General features: G+C 48.3%; 11 protein-coding genes and 1 pseudogene. All 12 read right to left on the bottom strand.

Annotated features, from left to right (window positions below):
• Positions 1-11: 11 nt before the first annotated feature.
• Positions 12-2,126 carry a BglG family transcription antiterminator gene (locus WG8_RS10975; protein WP_007430243.1) on the bottom strand — a complete coding sequence of 705 codons (2,115 nt, stop codon included), beginning with the start codon at positions 2,124-2,126 and terminating at the stop codon, positions 12-14.
• Positions 2,127-2,150: 24 nt separating this feature from the next.
• On the bottom strand, positions 2,151-2,837 hold the full coding sequence (gene alsE / locus WG8_RS10970) for a D-allulose 6-phosphate 3-epimerase (RefSeq protein WP_007430242.1): 687 nt from the start codon (positions 2,835-2,837) through the stop codon (positions 2,151-2,153).
• A 20-nt stretch (positions 2,838-2,857) separates the two neighbouring features.
• Positions 2,858-3,808 (bottom strand): D-allose ABC transporter permease, encoded by a 951-nt coding sequence (gene alsC / locus WG8_RS10965; protein WP_007430241.1) that lies wholly within the window; start codon positions 3,806-3,808, stop codon positions 2,858-2,860.
• 17 nt (positions 3,809-3,825) lie between these two features.
• Complete coding sequence (locus WG8_RS10960; RefSeq protein WP_007430240.1) at positions 3,826-5,340, bottom strand: sugar ABC transporter ATP-binding protein; 1,515 nt, start codon at positions 5,338-5,340, stop codon at positions 3,826-3,828.
• Positions 5,341-5,446: 106 nt separating this feature from the next.
• The gene (alsB, locus tag WG8_RS10955) at positions 5,447-6,469 is read right to left on the bottom strand and encodes a D-allose transporter substrate-binding protein (RefSeq protein WP_007430239.1); all 1,023 of its coding nucleotides are present in this window, start codon (positions 6,467-6,469) and stop codon (positions 5,447-5,449) included.
• A 223-nt stretch (positions 6,470-6,692) separates the two neighbouring features.
• A complete protein-coding gene (locus tag WG8_RS10950) occupies positions 6,693-7,748 on the bottom strand; it encodes a LacI family DNA-binding transcriptional regulator (protein ID WP_007430238.1) in 1,056 nt (351 codons plus the stop codon).
• 304 nt (positions 7,749-8,052) lie between these two features.
• A complete protein-coding gene (locus tag WG8_RS10945) occupies positions 8,053-8,352 on the bottom strand; it encodes a DUF6509 family protein (protein WP_007430237.1) in 300 nt (99 codons plus the stop codon).
• Entirely contained in the window at positions 8,346-10,313 is a 1,968-nt protein-coding gene (locus tag WG8_RS10940) for an ATP-dependent DNA helicase (protein WP_007430236.1), read from the bottom strand. Before WG8_RS10940 ends, WG8_RS10945 begins: the two co-directional genes overlap by 7 nt.
• A 504-nt stretch (positions 10,314-10,817) precedes the next feature.
• The gene (locus WG8_RS10935) at positions 10,818-11,537 is read right to left on the bottom strand and encodes a hypothetical protein (RefSeq protein WP_007430235.1); all 720 of its coding nucleotides are present in this window, start codon (positions 11,535-11,537) and stop codon (positions 10,818-10,820) included.
• A 51-nt stretch (positions 11,538-11,588) separates the two neighbouring features.
• Positions 11,589-12,107, bottom strand: coding sequence for an RDD family protein (locus WG8_RS10930; protein ID WP_043890963.1), 519 nt, complete (start codon positions 12,105-12,107; stop codon positions 11,589-11,591).
• Between the two features lie 197 nt (positions 12,108-12,304).
• Complete coding sequence (locus WG8_RS10925; RefSeq protein ID WP_007430233.1) at positions 12,305-13,429, bottom strand: glycoside hydrolase family 88 protein; 1,125 nt, start codon at positions 13,427-13,429, stop codon at positions 12,305-12,307.
• A 56-nt stretch (positions 13,430-13,485) separates the two neighbouring features.
• A pseudogene (locus WG8_RS10920) lies at positions 13,486-14,238 on the bottom strand (glycosyl hydrolase); the annotation flags it as partial.

Genomic DNA, 14,238 nt, shown 5'->3' with positions numbered 1-14,238 from the left:
ATTTGCTCTTTCTATATGGAATACCGCAGGATGATCTCCATAATCTCCTCAGCAGATTGCGAGCGGAACAGCTTCTCAATGTTGCCTTCGTCGGTCAACAGAGAGGTGAGCTGGGACAAGGCTCTAAGATGGGTTTCATGATCCATCGCGGCCAGTGTAAAGATAAGCCGCACCTCGTGCTCCGGCTGCTCTGAAAAGGCTATTCCCTCCTTCAATACCAGAAGGCTGATCCCCGTTTTATGAACGCCGGACAGCGGATTGGCATGTGGAACCGCTACTAGCGGCGCAATAATGATATACGGCCCCCGCTGCTTCACGTTCTCAACCATTGCCTCGATATAGGAATCAGCAATGGCCCCCTCCTTCAGCAAGGGCCAGGCCGCGGCAGCAACCCCGTCTTCCCAGCTGCCCACGCGATCCATCCGTTGAATCCGGCTCGGCGTCAACAGCTCGTTCAGCATCGGACGCGGTGCCTGGTCGATTCGAATCCAGTCTTGGCGGGCCATATAATCCCGCAATTGCCCGTATAACTGTTCTTCATTGCGGATAAGGGCATGTTTGCGGATGATCTTGATCAATCCCTCAATGGATTGGCCAACATGGTCATAAGTCCCTAACTTGGCATAGATTCTCTTAAGCAGGTTGATCTTTTCAACTTCGCTCAAAATCGGGCTTACGAGCAACACCTCATTGCCGCCGCTTCTAAGCGGTGAAGTGCTGAATACAAAATCCGCCTGTGGCATAGCCGTCTCATAATCGCAGATGGCCATCGTTTCTATAAAGTCGATCATCGGAAAAAGCTCCTGTAGCTGCTTTTTCAGCATTTGCGACGTTCCAATACCGCTGGCGCAAACGACAACTGCCGTGACCCGCGACAGAAACAGGACGCCCTCTCTTTTCATCCATCCGCCAAAATGCATTGCAATAAAGGCTACCGCATCTTCATCAAGATGTACGCCCGCTTCGATTTCAAAATGATGCACTACTTTTAAGGTGAATACATAAACATCCTTATATTTCTCCTGAATCATTTTTTTCAAGGGATTAGGAGCATCCAGATTATACTGAATCCGGTGATAAGCGGATTGAAGGTGTACAGTCAACCCCTCCTCCAGCCCTGCGCGCTCCTGAAATACGATACAGGCCTGCTGCTGAAAGTCATCAATCATCCGCCTCGCGATATCCCTGATTTTCTCATAGGAAGAGGAGTCTCTGCGGGATTGCTTCATTTCATGCAATTTTGCATCCCGCAGATGCATCGTTAAATAAAAGATTTCATCACTGGGAACTGGCAGATCCGACAGACGCTCCAGTGCAGGAACTACCGTCTTGCTGGCGGCGCTGAACGCAGCCGAATCCTTTAGTGTTTCTTTGAGTTGGGCGTCCACCATAATGTTTCGCCGCCGCAGCATTCTTCTAAGAAAATAAAATAGTTGAATGCTCAGATTCCGCAGCGTGTCATCTGCAAACCGGATCTTGAGGGTACGCTCGTACAATGTCAATGATTGATAAATACTTTTCACCTGCTCGATCTCGAACAATCCGTAAGCAGGCTGCCGGTCCAGCTGAATGTCATCCGCGGTGAACAAGCTCTTGCTCCATTCCAGATCAACCGTTAACTGGGAAAGGTAATGAGTAAGCGCCTTGCGAATATTTTCTTCTGAGCCCTTCATGTAATAGCCCGTATGCCGTTCACACAACAGCGTAGTCTGAAAATCCTGCAGCTCGCTTCTCAGCAGCTTGAGGTCCTCAATTGCCGTATTGCGACTGACCCGCGTGCGGTTGATAAGATCCTCCAGTTGCACCCGCTTTTCTCGTCCGATAATATAGACCGCGATCAGCGCTTTGCGCTCCTTCTGTGAGTACTCATAATTCCATTGCTGGATATTGCTGAACTTGTCCGGTGCTTTTTTTCTTGTATCCTCATCGAGATGAAATCCTGCCGAGCGCACATAATAAACGGGAGAAAGCTTGTTGTCCTTCAACCAATCATTGATTTTCTCGATGTCATAATATATCGTGCGTTTGGATACCTGAAAAGCAGAGGTAAGCTCATTTATGGAAATATGGGAGCTGGAACCAAGCAGCTTGGTCAATATATTGGAACTGCGCTCATCCAATGACATTTAACCACTCCCTTTACTGGGTATTCAGACTTCGGCGTTCACTTGGGAATTGAAATGCTCCATCATTTGGTCCCATGCCTTGTTCAGGTCGCTATCGAGGTTGAACAGGCCCGATGTTCCAACGATAAACACTTCGACTCCCGCCTCTTCCAATATCTTAAATGTTTTTTCATTGCAGGAGCCGTCGATTTCAATCAGATAGTTATAGCCATGCTTTTCCTTGAGCGCCCTCGCTTCACGAATCTTGTCGAGCACCTCCGGAATGAACTTCTGTCCGGCAAATCCCGGATCGACCGACATGAAGGTGATTTTGTCCAAATGGTGAATGTAGTGCTGGATGTGGCTGAGCGGTGTTGCCGGATTAAGCGCGATTCCCGCCTTGCAACCGGCACTCTTGATCGTATCAATCATGCGGAAGGCTTCACTGTTAATGACCTCGGCGTGCGGACTGATGTAAGTGGCACCTGCATCAATAATCATTTTGATAAATTCGGAGGGCTTTTCGATCATTAAATGCACGTCCATCGGTATCGTTAAAGACTCGCGGATCTGCTCCATAAAATAGGGGGAGAGCGTAATATTCTTGACATAGTGACCGTCCATAATGTCTATGTGCACCATATCCGCTCTTTGGTTCAGCACCTTGAGCTGGTTTTCAATATCCATCAAGTTCATACACATTAGGGATGGGGAAAATAAATGCTTTTTCATCGTTTTTTCACTCCTGTCTGTTAGGCTGCCAGTTTTTTACTTCCGAAGAGACGGTCTAGGAACACCGCTAGGATAATCAGACCGCCCATGACGATTTGCTGATAATAGGTCGGTACACTCAAAATGTTCAGTCCGTTATTAATCACACCGATGATCAGTCCGCCCATGACGACCCCGATGACTCGGCCCTTTCCTCCGAAAAAGCTGGTGCCTCCGATAATGGCCGCAGCTATCGCTTGCGTCTCATAGCCCGTGCCGGCCAGCGGTTCCGCTGCCCCCAGGCGGGCGGTCAATACAACGCCTGCAATGCCGGCGCAAATTCCAGAAATGACGAATACGATCAACGTATGTCGTTTGATGTTGATTCCCGAGAACCAGGCTGCCTGGCTGTTGCCGCCCAGTGCATAAATGTTGCGGCCAAGTTTGGTTTTAACCGTAATAAAGATGAATACAAGAGCTACGATCAAGGCAATCAATACCGGAATCGGAACAGGTCCGAGCCAGCCGGCAATGCCGCTCTTGAAGCCCTGGGGAAGCCCGAACACCGGCGCCGCCTCCGAGATGATCAGTGTTAGCCCGCGATAAATCGCCAGGGTCCCCAGTGTAATGATAAAAGGGTGCAGGCCTGTTTTATTCACCAGAAATCCGTTGAAGCAGCCCAAAGTCCCGCCGACCACAACGCCGCCGATGAGGATCGCAACCGGCCACGGCACGCCCGCAATCATCATTTTGGCGGAGATCATACCTGTAAGCGCCATGATAGAGCCTACAGAAAGATCAATTCCAGCGATTAGAATAGTGAAAAATTCGCCAACGCCGATCAAAATGGTAACCGCACTCTGCAGCAGCACCTGGGTCAGATTGCTCGTTGTCAAAAAGTACTGGGGAGAGCCGATGCCCAAGCCCAGTGTAATCAGCAGCAGGATACCGAAAGTTCCGTACTTTTCCCAAATCAGGTTGAATTTTTGCATAGATGTTTGCTCCTTGACTATGATGTAGCGGCCAGCATGATTTTTTCTTCCGTGGCCTCTTCATTCAGTAGAGTTTTGTTAATGGTGCCTTCCCGGAATACGGCGATTCGGTCGCATACCGACAACAGCTCCGGCATTTCCGACGAAACGACGATGACGCCCACACCGGACTCCGCCAGATCGCGCATGATCTTGTAAATCTCGCCTCTGGCTCCGATATCGATTCCCTTGGTCGGTTCGTCAAAAATAATTAAGCGTGAGCCGGCGGCCAGCCATTTGGCGATCAGCACCTTCTGCTGGTTGCCGCCTGACAACTCGGTTATGTTCTGCTCTACACTGGAGCATTTAATATTGACTGTCTGCTTGAATTGTTCAGCCAATTTGATTTCCGCTTTGTGGTCTACGAGTCCCCAGGTCCCTCCGGCGGTTGACTCCTTCAGCAGCTTGGAGATCGAGATGTTTTTCCAGATTTCGAAGTTTTTCAAAAAGCCCGTCTCTTTGCGTGCCTCCGTTACGTGTCCAATGCCCAGCTTGATGGCATGGTATGGATCCTTGACCTTGATTTCTTTGCCGAACAGTTCTATTCGCCCTTTTTGTATTGGTGCCGCTCCGTAAATGGCATTCATGAGCTCCGTTCTTCCGGAGCCGATCAAGCCGGCAAAGCCGAGAATTTCCCCTTTATGCAGCTCGAAGCTGACATCGTTCACCCGTTTGTCTTTTCGGGTCAGATGCTCCACCTTCAAAATCACTTCCGAATTTTTGTGCTGACTGTCCTCCGATTTCAGGTGGCGTTCGCTGACTGCACGCCCCACCATCATCGTAATCAAATCCTCACGCGTAACGTCCTTGATATCCCGTGTGCCTACATACTTGCCGTCCTTCAATACGCTGACTCTGTCCCCGATTTCCAGCAATTCTTCAAGCTTATGGGAAATGTAGATAATGCCTACGCCATAGCTTTGCAGTTGGCGGATGATTGCGAACAGCTTGTTCGTCTCGTCAATCGTAAGCGAGGAGGTCGGCTCATCCATGATAATGACCTTGGCGCGCGCTGCAATTGCCTTTGCAATTTCAACCTGCTGCTTCTCCGAAATGGATAGCGTCTCCACCATTCGGGTGGCCGGACATATCAGACCAACTCTTTCAATCATCATTTGTGCAAGCGCATGCATCGTCTTGTGGTCAACGACCGGGATGCCGAACTTTTTGATCATGGGCAGCTTGCCCACAAAGATATTTTCCGCGATGGACAACTCGTCGATCATACTCAGCTCCTGATAAATAACGCTGATCCCCTGTTCGGTCGATTCCTTCGGCGTCAGCTTTTTAAATTCGCTGCCGTTAATGATAATCTGGCCCTCGGTCGGTTCGTATACGCCCGACAAAATTTTGATCAGCGTCGACTTGCCTGCCCCATTCTCTCCAAGCAGTACATGAACTTCGCCTGGCTTCAGTGTCAGCGACACATCCTGCAAAGCCTTTACGGCTCCGAAATGCTTTGCGATATTTTTCATCTCCACAAGATATTCCACTTCGGTTTCTCCTTCCTGGAGCGGTGTTCCCCAGGGAACTCCGCCAGAGTGGTCCGGTACCGGAATATCAGCTTCACTCCGGCACCGTCCTTTTCTCTGTATAGTTTTACTTCTTCGTGATCAGTTGGGCATCGATCCAGACCGTTTCCGGTTCAGCCTCAACACTGCCTTGCTTCTTTGTGTTAATCGCATCGATAAGTTTGTTAAGGGAAGTGATTCCGATTTGGGCAGGGTCCTGGGCGATTGTCGCATACAGGCTACCTGCTGCGACGGAATCCCGGGCTTCCTGATCGCCATCCGTTCCCACTACCACTACCTGATCTTTTTTGCCCGCATTCTCAACAGCTTGCTGCGCCGCCAGAGCCATCGTGTCGTTAGCCGCATAGATGCCCTTCAGGTTCGGATAACGCTGAAGCAGGTTAGCCGCTACGTCCAGCGCTTTTTGACGGTCCCAGTCAGCCGGCTGGCTGTCGACAAGCTTGATTTGGGAAGCCGCTGCAAAAGCGGATTCTGCGCCCTTCTTGCGGCTTTCTCCTGATGCGTTGCCTGCTTTTCCTTCGATGATTGCCACTTCGCCGCCTTGTTTACCCAGCGCATCTACAATAGCCTTACCGCCTTGCGCCCCGATTTTCTCATTGTCGGAGGTAGCGAATGCCAGAACATATCCGCCGGCATTTTTCAGCTCATTCATATTGATCTTCTCATCAATGTTAACGACATAAATCCCCTTGTTATTGGCTTGAACGATGGAAGGAATCATGTTGACCGGAGTCAAAGGCGCCACAGCCACGCCGTCAAAGTCTTTGCTCAGAATGTCTTCAAATATTTTTACTTGACCCTGCAAATCGGTTTCGTCCTGGGCAGCGAAAATTTCGACATCAAAGCCCTTTTCGTCCGCTTCTTTCTTGATTCCATCTCTCATCTGGGTCCAGAACGGGGAGTTAAGCGTTTTCAAAATGACAGCTATCTTAGGCTTCCCTGTCTTTGTGTCCGATGCTCCTTCATTTGCCGGAGCCGTGCTCCCGTTCCCCGTCTTCGTAGTGGAGGTTGCAGTTCCGCCATTGCCGCAAGCTGCCAAAATCATTGTCAGTGCAAATACAGTAAGTAATAATACAGTTAGTTTTTTCATCGTTTATAATCCCCCTAGAGATCATATTATTTTGAATAGCTCTGACACCAGGCTGCTTCTGTGCGATCCTCACCTCCCTGAGAGCATTGCCCGCAGTAACTGAGCTGCTTCAGCCATTTCACCGTTTGGCTCGGGGCTGACCTTGCTTAAACACAGTGTAGTGGGTGAGGATCGAAAATTTAAGTCCAAATGACGCAACATGTTTTGTGCAATTATAGACCGCTCAGGGCAGACCTGTAGTGCTGCTTCTTGCGAGGAGTTTTACATCCAGCTGCTTCAACTGGATCGGACTGCTCTTGTCCTCAATCTGGTGAATAAGCTGATATACCGCTTGTTCGCCCATTTCATAGATCGGCTGAGCAATGGTGCTAATCTCCGGTTCGGTAAGCCCGGTCATCTCAATGCCGTCAAATCCGATCAGCGCCACATCATCCGGCACCTTGCGCCCTGATCGAAGGAGCGCTTTTAAAGACCCGATAGCCATAAGGTCAATGGTGGCGAAAATACCGTCAATCTCCGGGTGACGCGCGAGCAAATCCTGCGTCAGCTTAAATCCGCTCTCCATCGTGAAATCACCTTCCACGATATACGAAGGGGTAAAGCGCCCGTACCGGGTCAGCGTATCGATATATCCCTGCAGACGGTCCTTAGCGGGAATGACAATTCCCGGTCCGCTAATGTGAGCAATATTTTTGCAGCCCACCGATAACAGATGCTCAACAGCCATCACTGCCCCTTTATAGTGATTGACCTGAAGCATGGATATGTTGTGCACCGCCTGTTCAGAGGATGCACGGTCAATCGAGACAATCGGGATTTTGGCCCCTAGCAGCTCATTGATTTCGTTCGTGGCAAGCATTTGTGTGGCAAAAATAATGCCGTCCACATGTCTTTTCTTCAAAGCCTCAATGTAACGAATCTCTTTCAAACTGTTTCTGTCCGAGTTCGCCAGCAATGTCGTATACCCGAGTTTGGTCGCCGTATCCTCGACCGCTTTTGCCAGGGCAGAGAAAAACGGATTCGATATTTCTGAAACGATCAGGGCAATGGTATTGGTCTTATATCCCGCCAAACCTCTGGCCATCGTATTGGGTGAGTAATTTAACTTACCGACCGCGTCCTTAATTCGATCCTCTGCATCCTTACTGATATACCCATTCTGATTAAGATATCTGGACACCGTCGCTACGGACACATTCGCCAGTTTGGCAACATCCCGAATGGTAGCGATAACAATCACCCCTGCGTGAATATGATGTGTAACCGTTAACACATTCATATCATTAAAATGGCACCTACTTATCGATATTTTCCAAAAATCGCCTATATACAAAGAAATTCAAGGTTAAAATCTTATAAAATGAATCCAATCAATAGTGTGGTATCGGTTACACATTCATAGTAATTGAATGCGCTTTCTTTTTCAAGCATGAAATTCAAATTTTATATTCACAAAATCACTGCAACTTACATGCTCCCGCGTATTGCATAAAAAAAAGGAGTCTGGTCAAACCAGAGCTCCTTTACCTATCCCGTTATTTTGGGGCTATACGCTGACGATCACCATCAGCAGCCACAGCGTTTTATTCACCTGTTGTGTCCTGTACATGCTCTTTGCAAAAGTTCTCAACGGCCTGCAGCTCATCTTCTTCGAGTTCAAGATCAATGTAACGATTCGTTACTTTTTCAATCAACTCATATTTCAGCAATCCCGTCTTTTCTTCGTCTAACAAATAAAGAGCACGGATATACAGTCCGTTTTCGGTGTAAAGCTCGTCGTCCTCCTCAACTTCCACCTCAATGATAAATTCATATCGCTGCCCGCTCAAAATACCAAAAGCGTCTTTAATCTGTTCCATCGTGTACGATGTAAAATTTAACATATCTTCATTCCCTCCGATTTTCCAGCAATTACTGTGCATTCTACGCCCGCAGGCAGCAGCTGCTCAACTTGAGTGCGTACTTCTTGACGATTCAAATCCTGGCCCAGGATAGAAATCCAGCCCCGATCATTGCGTGAGCGAATTAAACGTCCTATGCCCTGTCTAAGTCGAAGTGCCATATGAGGCATATCGATCTGCATAAATGGTTCCGACGCATCCTTGCGTAAAGACGTAAACACAGGATCGTTCGGAGGAAACGGCAGCGACCAGATGATGACATGCGACAGAGACGGCCCGGGAATATCCAGGCCTTCCCATAAGGTAACAGCACACAAGACGCTTTCCTCATCATTCTGAAAAGCCGAGATCAGATGGCTGATTTCCGCCGAGCCTTCGTACAGAAAACGATAGGCAGATGCCTCCCGATAAGCGGCGAGGCCTGTTTGGAAGACAGCCAGCTCCTCCTGTGAAGGAAATAAAATAAGCGCTCTGCCTTGCGATTTCTCCAGTAGTGCCAGCACTCTCTCGATTGGATCATGCTCCGGCTGCAACGGATACAAGGCCGCTTGCATCTGATCGGTATAGTCATAAGGTGAAGCAACGGAAAATGTCAGTGGATTTTCAATTCCGAGACTGTGAGCCATGTAATCAAATGAGTTCTCCACGGAAAGGGTAGCTGACGAGAATACGATTGGCATATGCTGGGCAAATACTCGTTCCTTGAGAATCTCCTTTACCATTTTGGGCATAACCACGAGCGTTAATCCGTCCTGATCCTCAATTACCCACGAAATCAACAGCTCAGGGCGTTTAAACAAGGCCAAGGCCGTCTGGATCATTTCAAGATGCTCTTCCACGATCTTGAGCTGATATTCATCCAACGAAAATAACCCGCTTTCAAATACAAGCTCTTCTTCGATGGTCCCGATCAGGTCGCTAAAACGGTTCACCTCTCGAATCAGCGACTCATTCAGATTAAATTCCTTTCGGTCAGAACCTTGTACAGGTTGACTATTCTTTTGAAGCGCAGCAAACAAAGCCTCACTTTGGGATATTGCATCTTCAATCGTCATGGCCAGAGATTCCCGTACTTCCCCCTCCAGCAGACGAGTGATAATCGCCTCAAATTGTGTATGCTTCAGTTTGTAGGTGAGCGCATTCTGTGCCGCCGTCTCCAGCAAATGTCCTTCATCAAAGACAACAGAGCTGTGCTCCGGCAGCAACGGCAGCTGACCCTCACGCTTTCTTGCTTCATAGGTCCATACATGCTCCATATAAAAATCATGCGAGCAGATGACCAAATCCGCCGCTCTGCGGTAATGATCACGGGACAACGTCTGCCCGCATCGATGACGCTGATGACAAACGAGACAGTCTTGAAAAACGTCCCAGCCCAGTCTGCTCCATTGTCCGTCCGTCAGCTCGGGATATTCCTTGCGGTTCCCGTAAGGGGTAAAGGACTGCAACGTGTCTGGAAAATGGACAAAATCCGGCAAGTCCTGATAAATATCGCGAAAGACATCCGCATCCGCATCCAGCCCGCTACGGGCCTCGTCCAGCTTGTTTAGGCAGATATACTGATCCGGCGACTTGCCCAGTCTGGCATCAATCGTCAAATTCAAATGCCGTGCCAGCTTGGCAATATCCCCTTCCGGCTTTACCAGTTGTTCGATCAGTGACTCGTCCGCACAGGCGATAATCGCAGGTTTCCTCATGTACCGGGCATAGGCAATGGCGTACAGCAGGTACACCAGCGTTTTGCCCGTGCCCACACCTGCCTCCGCAAATATGGTTTTTTTCTCCTTATAGGCACGCTCCAGCTGAAATGCCATATAAATTTGTTCATCCCGAACCTCAAAGCCGACTTCAGGCAAAACTTCATAAAATACATCCGCAATCCAGTCACTTGCCTGCTCAATAAACGGCTTGGACGGATCAAAGGCAAAAGGATAAGTACTCAATCGGGCTGTGCCTCCAATTCGTTCATAATGTGCATCCTTTCATTATAACGCAAAACAAGCCAAAAGGAATATGTAAACTGTAAGAGCAGCTTATATTTTTTATGTTGGTATAAAGACTCCCTGAGACTCCTTGAAAATAAAGGCACATGCTTTCGTCTGAATGAGACGCTCCGTGTAGTATTTGATCCTACGATCGCTGTTGCCCCGGGATTCTCAGATTTTTATAAACCTTTTCAAGGTTAGAATCCCGGGGCAAAGGCGAACGCTTCGCTTCTCCAGATTCAAATCCTCCACTACGCTGCACACCACCGTTATATTGGTATTTTACAAAGAAAGCTACATAGACATCTACAAGGAGATATATTTTTGACTATTGCCCATAATAATAAATGAGGAAAATTATCATATCAAAATTAAAAAAACAAGAAACCAGCTAATCTATTGCAGGCATTAGCTGGTTTCTTATGGTTTGGAGAATATGATTTAAGCAGAAGCCCGTTCTCCTTAACTCATGTTTAAAATTCGCCAATTAGATCCGATTTTTCCCACTCTTACTAATACAGGATTCTGTTCTTCTCCATCTATATAAAGCTTAATTTCAAGCACCTGTATTTCTTCAATATTCATACTTTGCTCCATAACATTTTTATTCTTTTCACTATGAATCGCAACTATTTCAGGCTTGGAATATGTGCTGTTTGCCTTCATTTCCTTGATTTTCTTCAGTTCCGTAGCGGCATTGGCTTCGCCCATAACGATACGTTTGCCCATGATATCCGGGTTTGAATTTAGGAAAAGGAACATATAAAATTTCTCCCAATACTGTTCATATTCCAAAAAGCTTTTAAAAAAGTTATGGCTTTCAAAGGAAGGAATGGGAGTGTCCGCCTGAAGCTCATAGGTATGAAGCATACTGAAATGATTATCTACCGTATTCGCACGATACTTTTCCATAATAGGGAAACATTTCAACGCGCTGTCGAGATCATGATCATTTACAGCTTCAAAAAAGGCTTCTACCACCGATTCAGGCGTGGAAAATTGCCCCTCAGTGGGTTGTGGCAGATCTGCCTGGAAATTTTCCAAAAAAGTGCTTCCAGACTGATCTTTTCTAGCATCTCCAGAGCTGATCTCTCCGGAGCGTCCTTTATTCGTACAACCCGCAACCGCTATGAGCAGCAGCAGGACTATTACTGAACAAAACATCCATTTTCGTTGTTGCATGAATTCATGTTCCCCCATTATTTCGAAAATCAAAGACTACTTAAGTTTTCCCTACGAATTGGTGATATCTGCTGATACTGGTAGACAAGCCGATTGCTGCTCATAGCGCTGCAGCTCTTTTTTATTCACAACCAAGGTACTGGCACAAAGATCGTGAACTCCCTGTTTTTTCGCAGTAAAAGCAACCACGATGTAAATAATATGTACAATCATAAAAGAAATAACTTTAATCCAGTAACGCCCGGAGGCGTGCCAGAATCCAAGCCGCTTTCCTTCCTTGTCTACGACAATTAGAGAAAACACAAGCTTTCCTGGTGTTGCTTTTACATTCGATGACTCCCAGAGCACACAATACAGCCATGGCACTATGAGCCACAAGATCAGCGGCAACCACATCATTAACACTTTTATGAAACCAGTCTCCTCTATGCCCAGAAGGAATGGAATACTAAACACTCCTCCTATTAAAAGAACAAGTACAAAGACAATGAACAGATCAATCACAAACGCTGCTGTTCTTATCCAAAATCCTCCGTATATTCGTCTTGCATTATCACTTGTTGCTGTCATGATGATGTATAACCCCTTTGCCTATGAGATTCAAATTGCTTATGTAATTTAAATTCCAGTTTATTCCTGTATCCAAAAAGATATCATACGGCTACCCGCCTATATTTGTCAATCTAAGAATAAAATTCAGCCTTTTCGCGCATAAAAAAACAGCGCATATGTAAATGAGATTACACACACGCTGCCTCACAGTTCATTTAGCAAACACTAAACAAGCCTTCTTCCCCGCGCAGCTTTGCCAAAGCCTCTACAAAGAAATAATCGCCGTAGATAATGGGAACGTTGATGTATTTTTGCTCAGGATAATGTACAGTTCCGTTCATCAGCAAGCCCTCATGCTCCTCGCCCCACGCCGTGCATGTGTGATGCAAGCCCATAAGGATGGATTCAGCCCTTTGGGTGAAATGCTCCGCACGCTTCGAATATTTGGCCAGCTCCAGCAAACCGCTTGCTGCAATGGCCGCAGCAGATGAATCCCATGCTCCGCGATGTCCCTCTGGTGCTCTAAAATCCCACACAGGCAGACAAGCATCTCCCAGTTGGGACAGGAAAAAGTCTGCTGTGTTTTCGGCTACCTTCAAATAACGCGCATCGCGCGTGTAACCGTACGAAAGCGTAAAGCCGTACAAAGCCCATGACGTGCCACGTGCCCAGGCGGAGCCGGGAGCGAACCCCTGCCCACCATGCTCGGCGACCTTTTTTCCGATCTCCGGATCAAATTCGACCACATGTGCGATGGAGCTGTCCGCACGGACAAATTCACGCGCCACGGTATCCGCATGCTGCACAGCCAGAGCAGCAAAACGAGGATCTCCGCTTTCCTCCGAGGCCCAATAAAGCAAAGGAAGATTCATCATACTGTCTATAATCGCGACGCCCCGTGTATCCATGTCCTTCGAATGAAAGTTCCACGCACGAATAAAACGGCCATTCACGTTAAAACGGGCGGCCAGCAGATTAGCAGCCAGCAGTCCCCGTCTTCTGGACTCAGCATCCCCCGTCGACCGATAAGCGGCAACACCGCTGAGCAGCCAAATAAAACCGAGATCGTGGTCTACCGCTTCGCTGTTATAGAGCACGTTTTCCAAACGACTCTCGCACCGCTGCGCAATCCCGGCGGCTCCGCTGTCAGGGCGGGCCCGATTTGCCAGCCATAGCAGCCCTGGATAAAAGCCTGCTGTCCACCACGCTTCCTCACGATTGTCATAGCGTCCCCCCTCCGCAACATGTGGAAAAGCGTCTCCCAGTCTTGCCGCCAAGGCAAGCGTTTTGTCCAAAGCCAGCTCCCACGATTGCTCCAGCCATGCTTCTGTTTTCGTCATTTCTTTTCCTCTCCCTTTCTCCAACACTTCGAAAACGCCTATAACTACAGCCCTAATTATTCAGGCAGCCGAATGATAAAGGAAATACGACTGCCTGTGCATTCCAGACGCGCTCCCTTGAGCAAGCCGTTCCGGCAGGCCACGGAAGTCAATTCCTGCGGCCATACCACGTTCGTTCCTTCCGTTGTCGGGATGACTTCAAGACTGGCGCCTGCGTATTCCACCCGTATGCTTTCTGTTTCTTCCCCGGCTGACATCACATGATGAATTACGCTGCGCTCCCGACCGTCATACGCCATTAAGGGAATTAGCGCTCCCACATGCTGAATATTGCCTTGAAGCTCATACTCCACCTCAATTTTTCCGCGCATCTGACGATAATGTGTGCGGATTTCCCTCACCCCCGGGAAGGGTCCTCTCCATAGCAATGTAAAATCCGTTGCTCCGTCAGATGCCGAGCTTTGCTCCACCTGTACGGACCCTCCACCATCCTGCGGGTCAATCCCTCCGTCCCGGTCGAATTCCAGCGTTCCGGGGATGCCTTCCGACAGGCTGTGCCACTTTCCGTCCTCCGTTTGCCAGGCCGGAGAATAGCTTAGCGGGAAAATATCTCCTTCCGCGAAGCCTGTAAAGCCGCGGTCTGCATGCCCTGCTGAGGACGGACCCATCAGTGACGGCAGCGAGGTCTGCTGAATACGCACAATGCCGGGAATATTGTACGGGTCATTGACCGACGTCTGCACAAGCATTTGCTGACCGTCTACTGTTGCAATGACCGTCTGGAACCAGCCATCCGTTTCCAGCACCCG

The organism is Paenibacillus sp. Aloe-11 (assembly GCF_000245715.1).
Classification (GTDB): Bacteria; Bacillota; Bacilli; order Paenibacillales; family Paenibacillaceae; genus Paenibacillus; species Paenibacillus kribbensis.
This window is presented reverse-complemented; position numbering and strand designations above follow the sequence as displayed.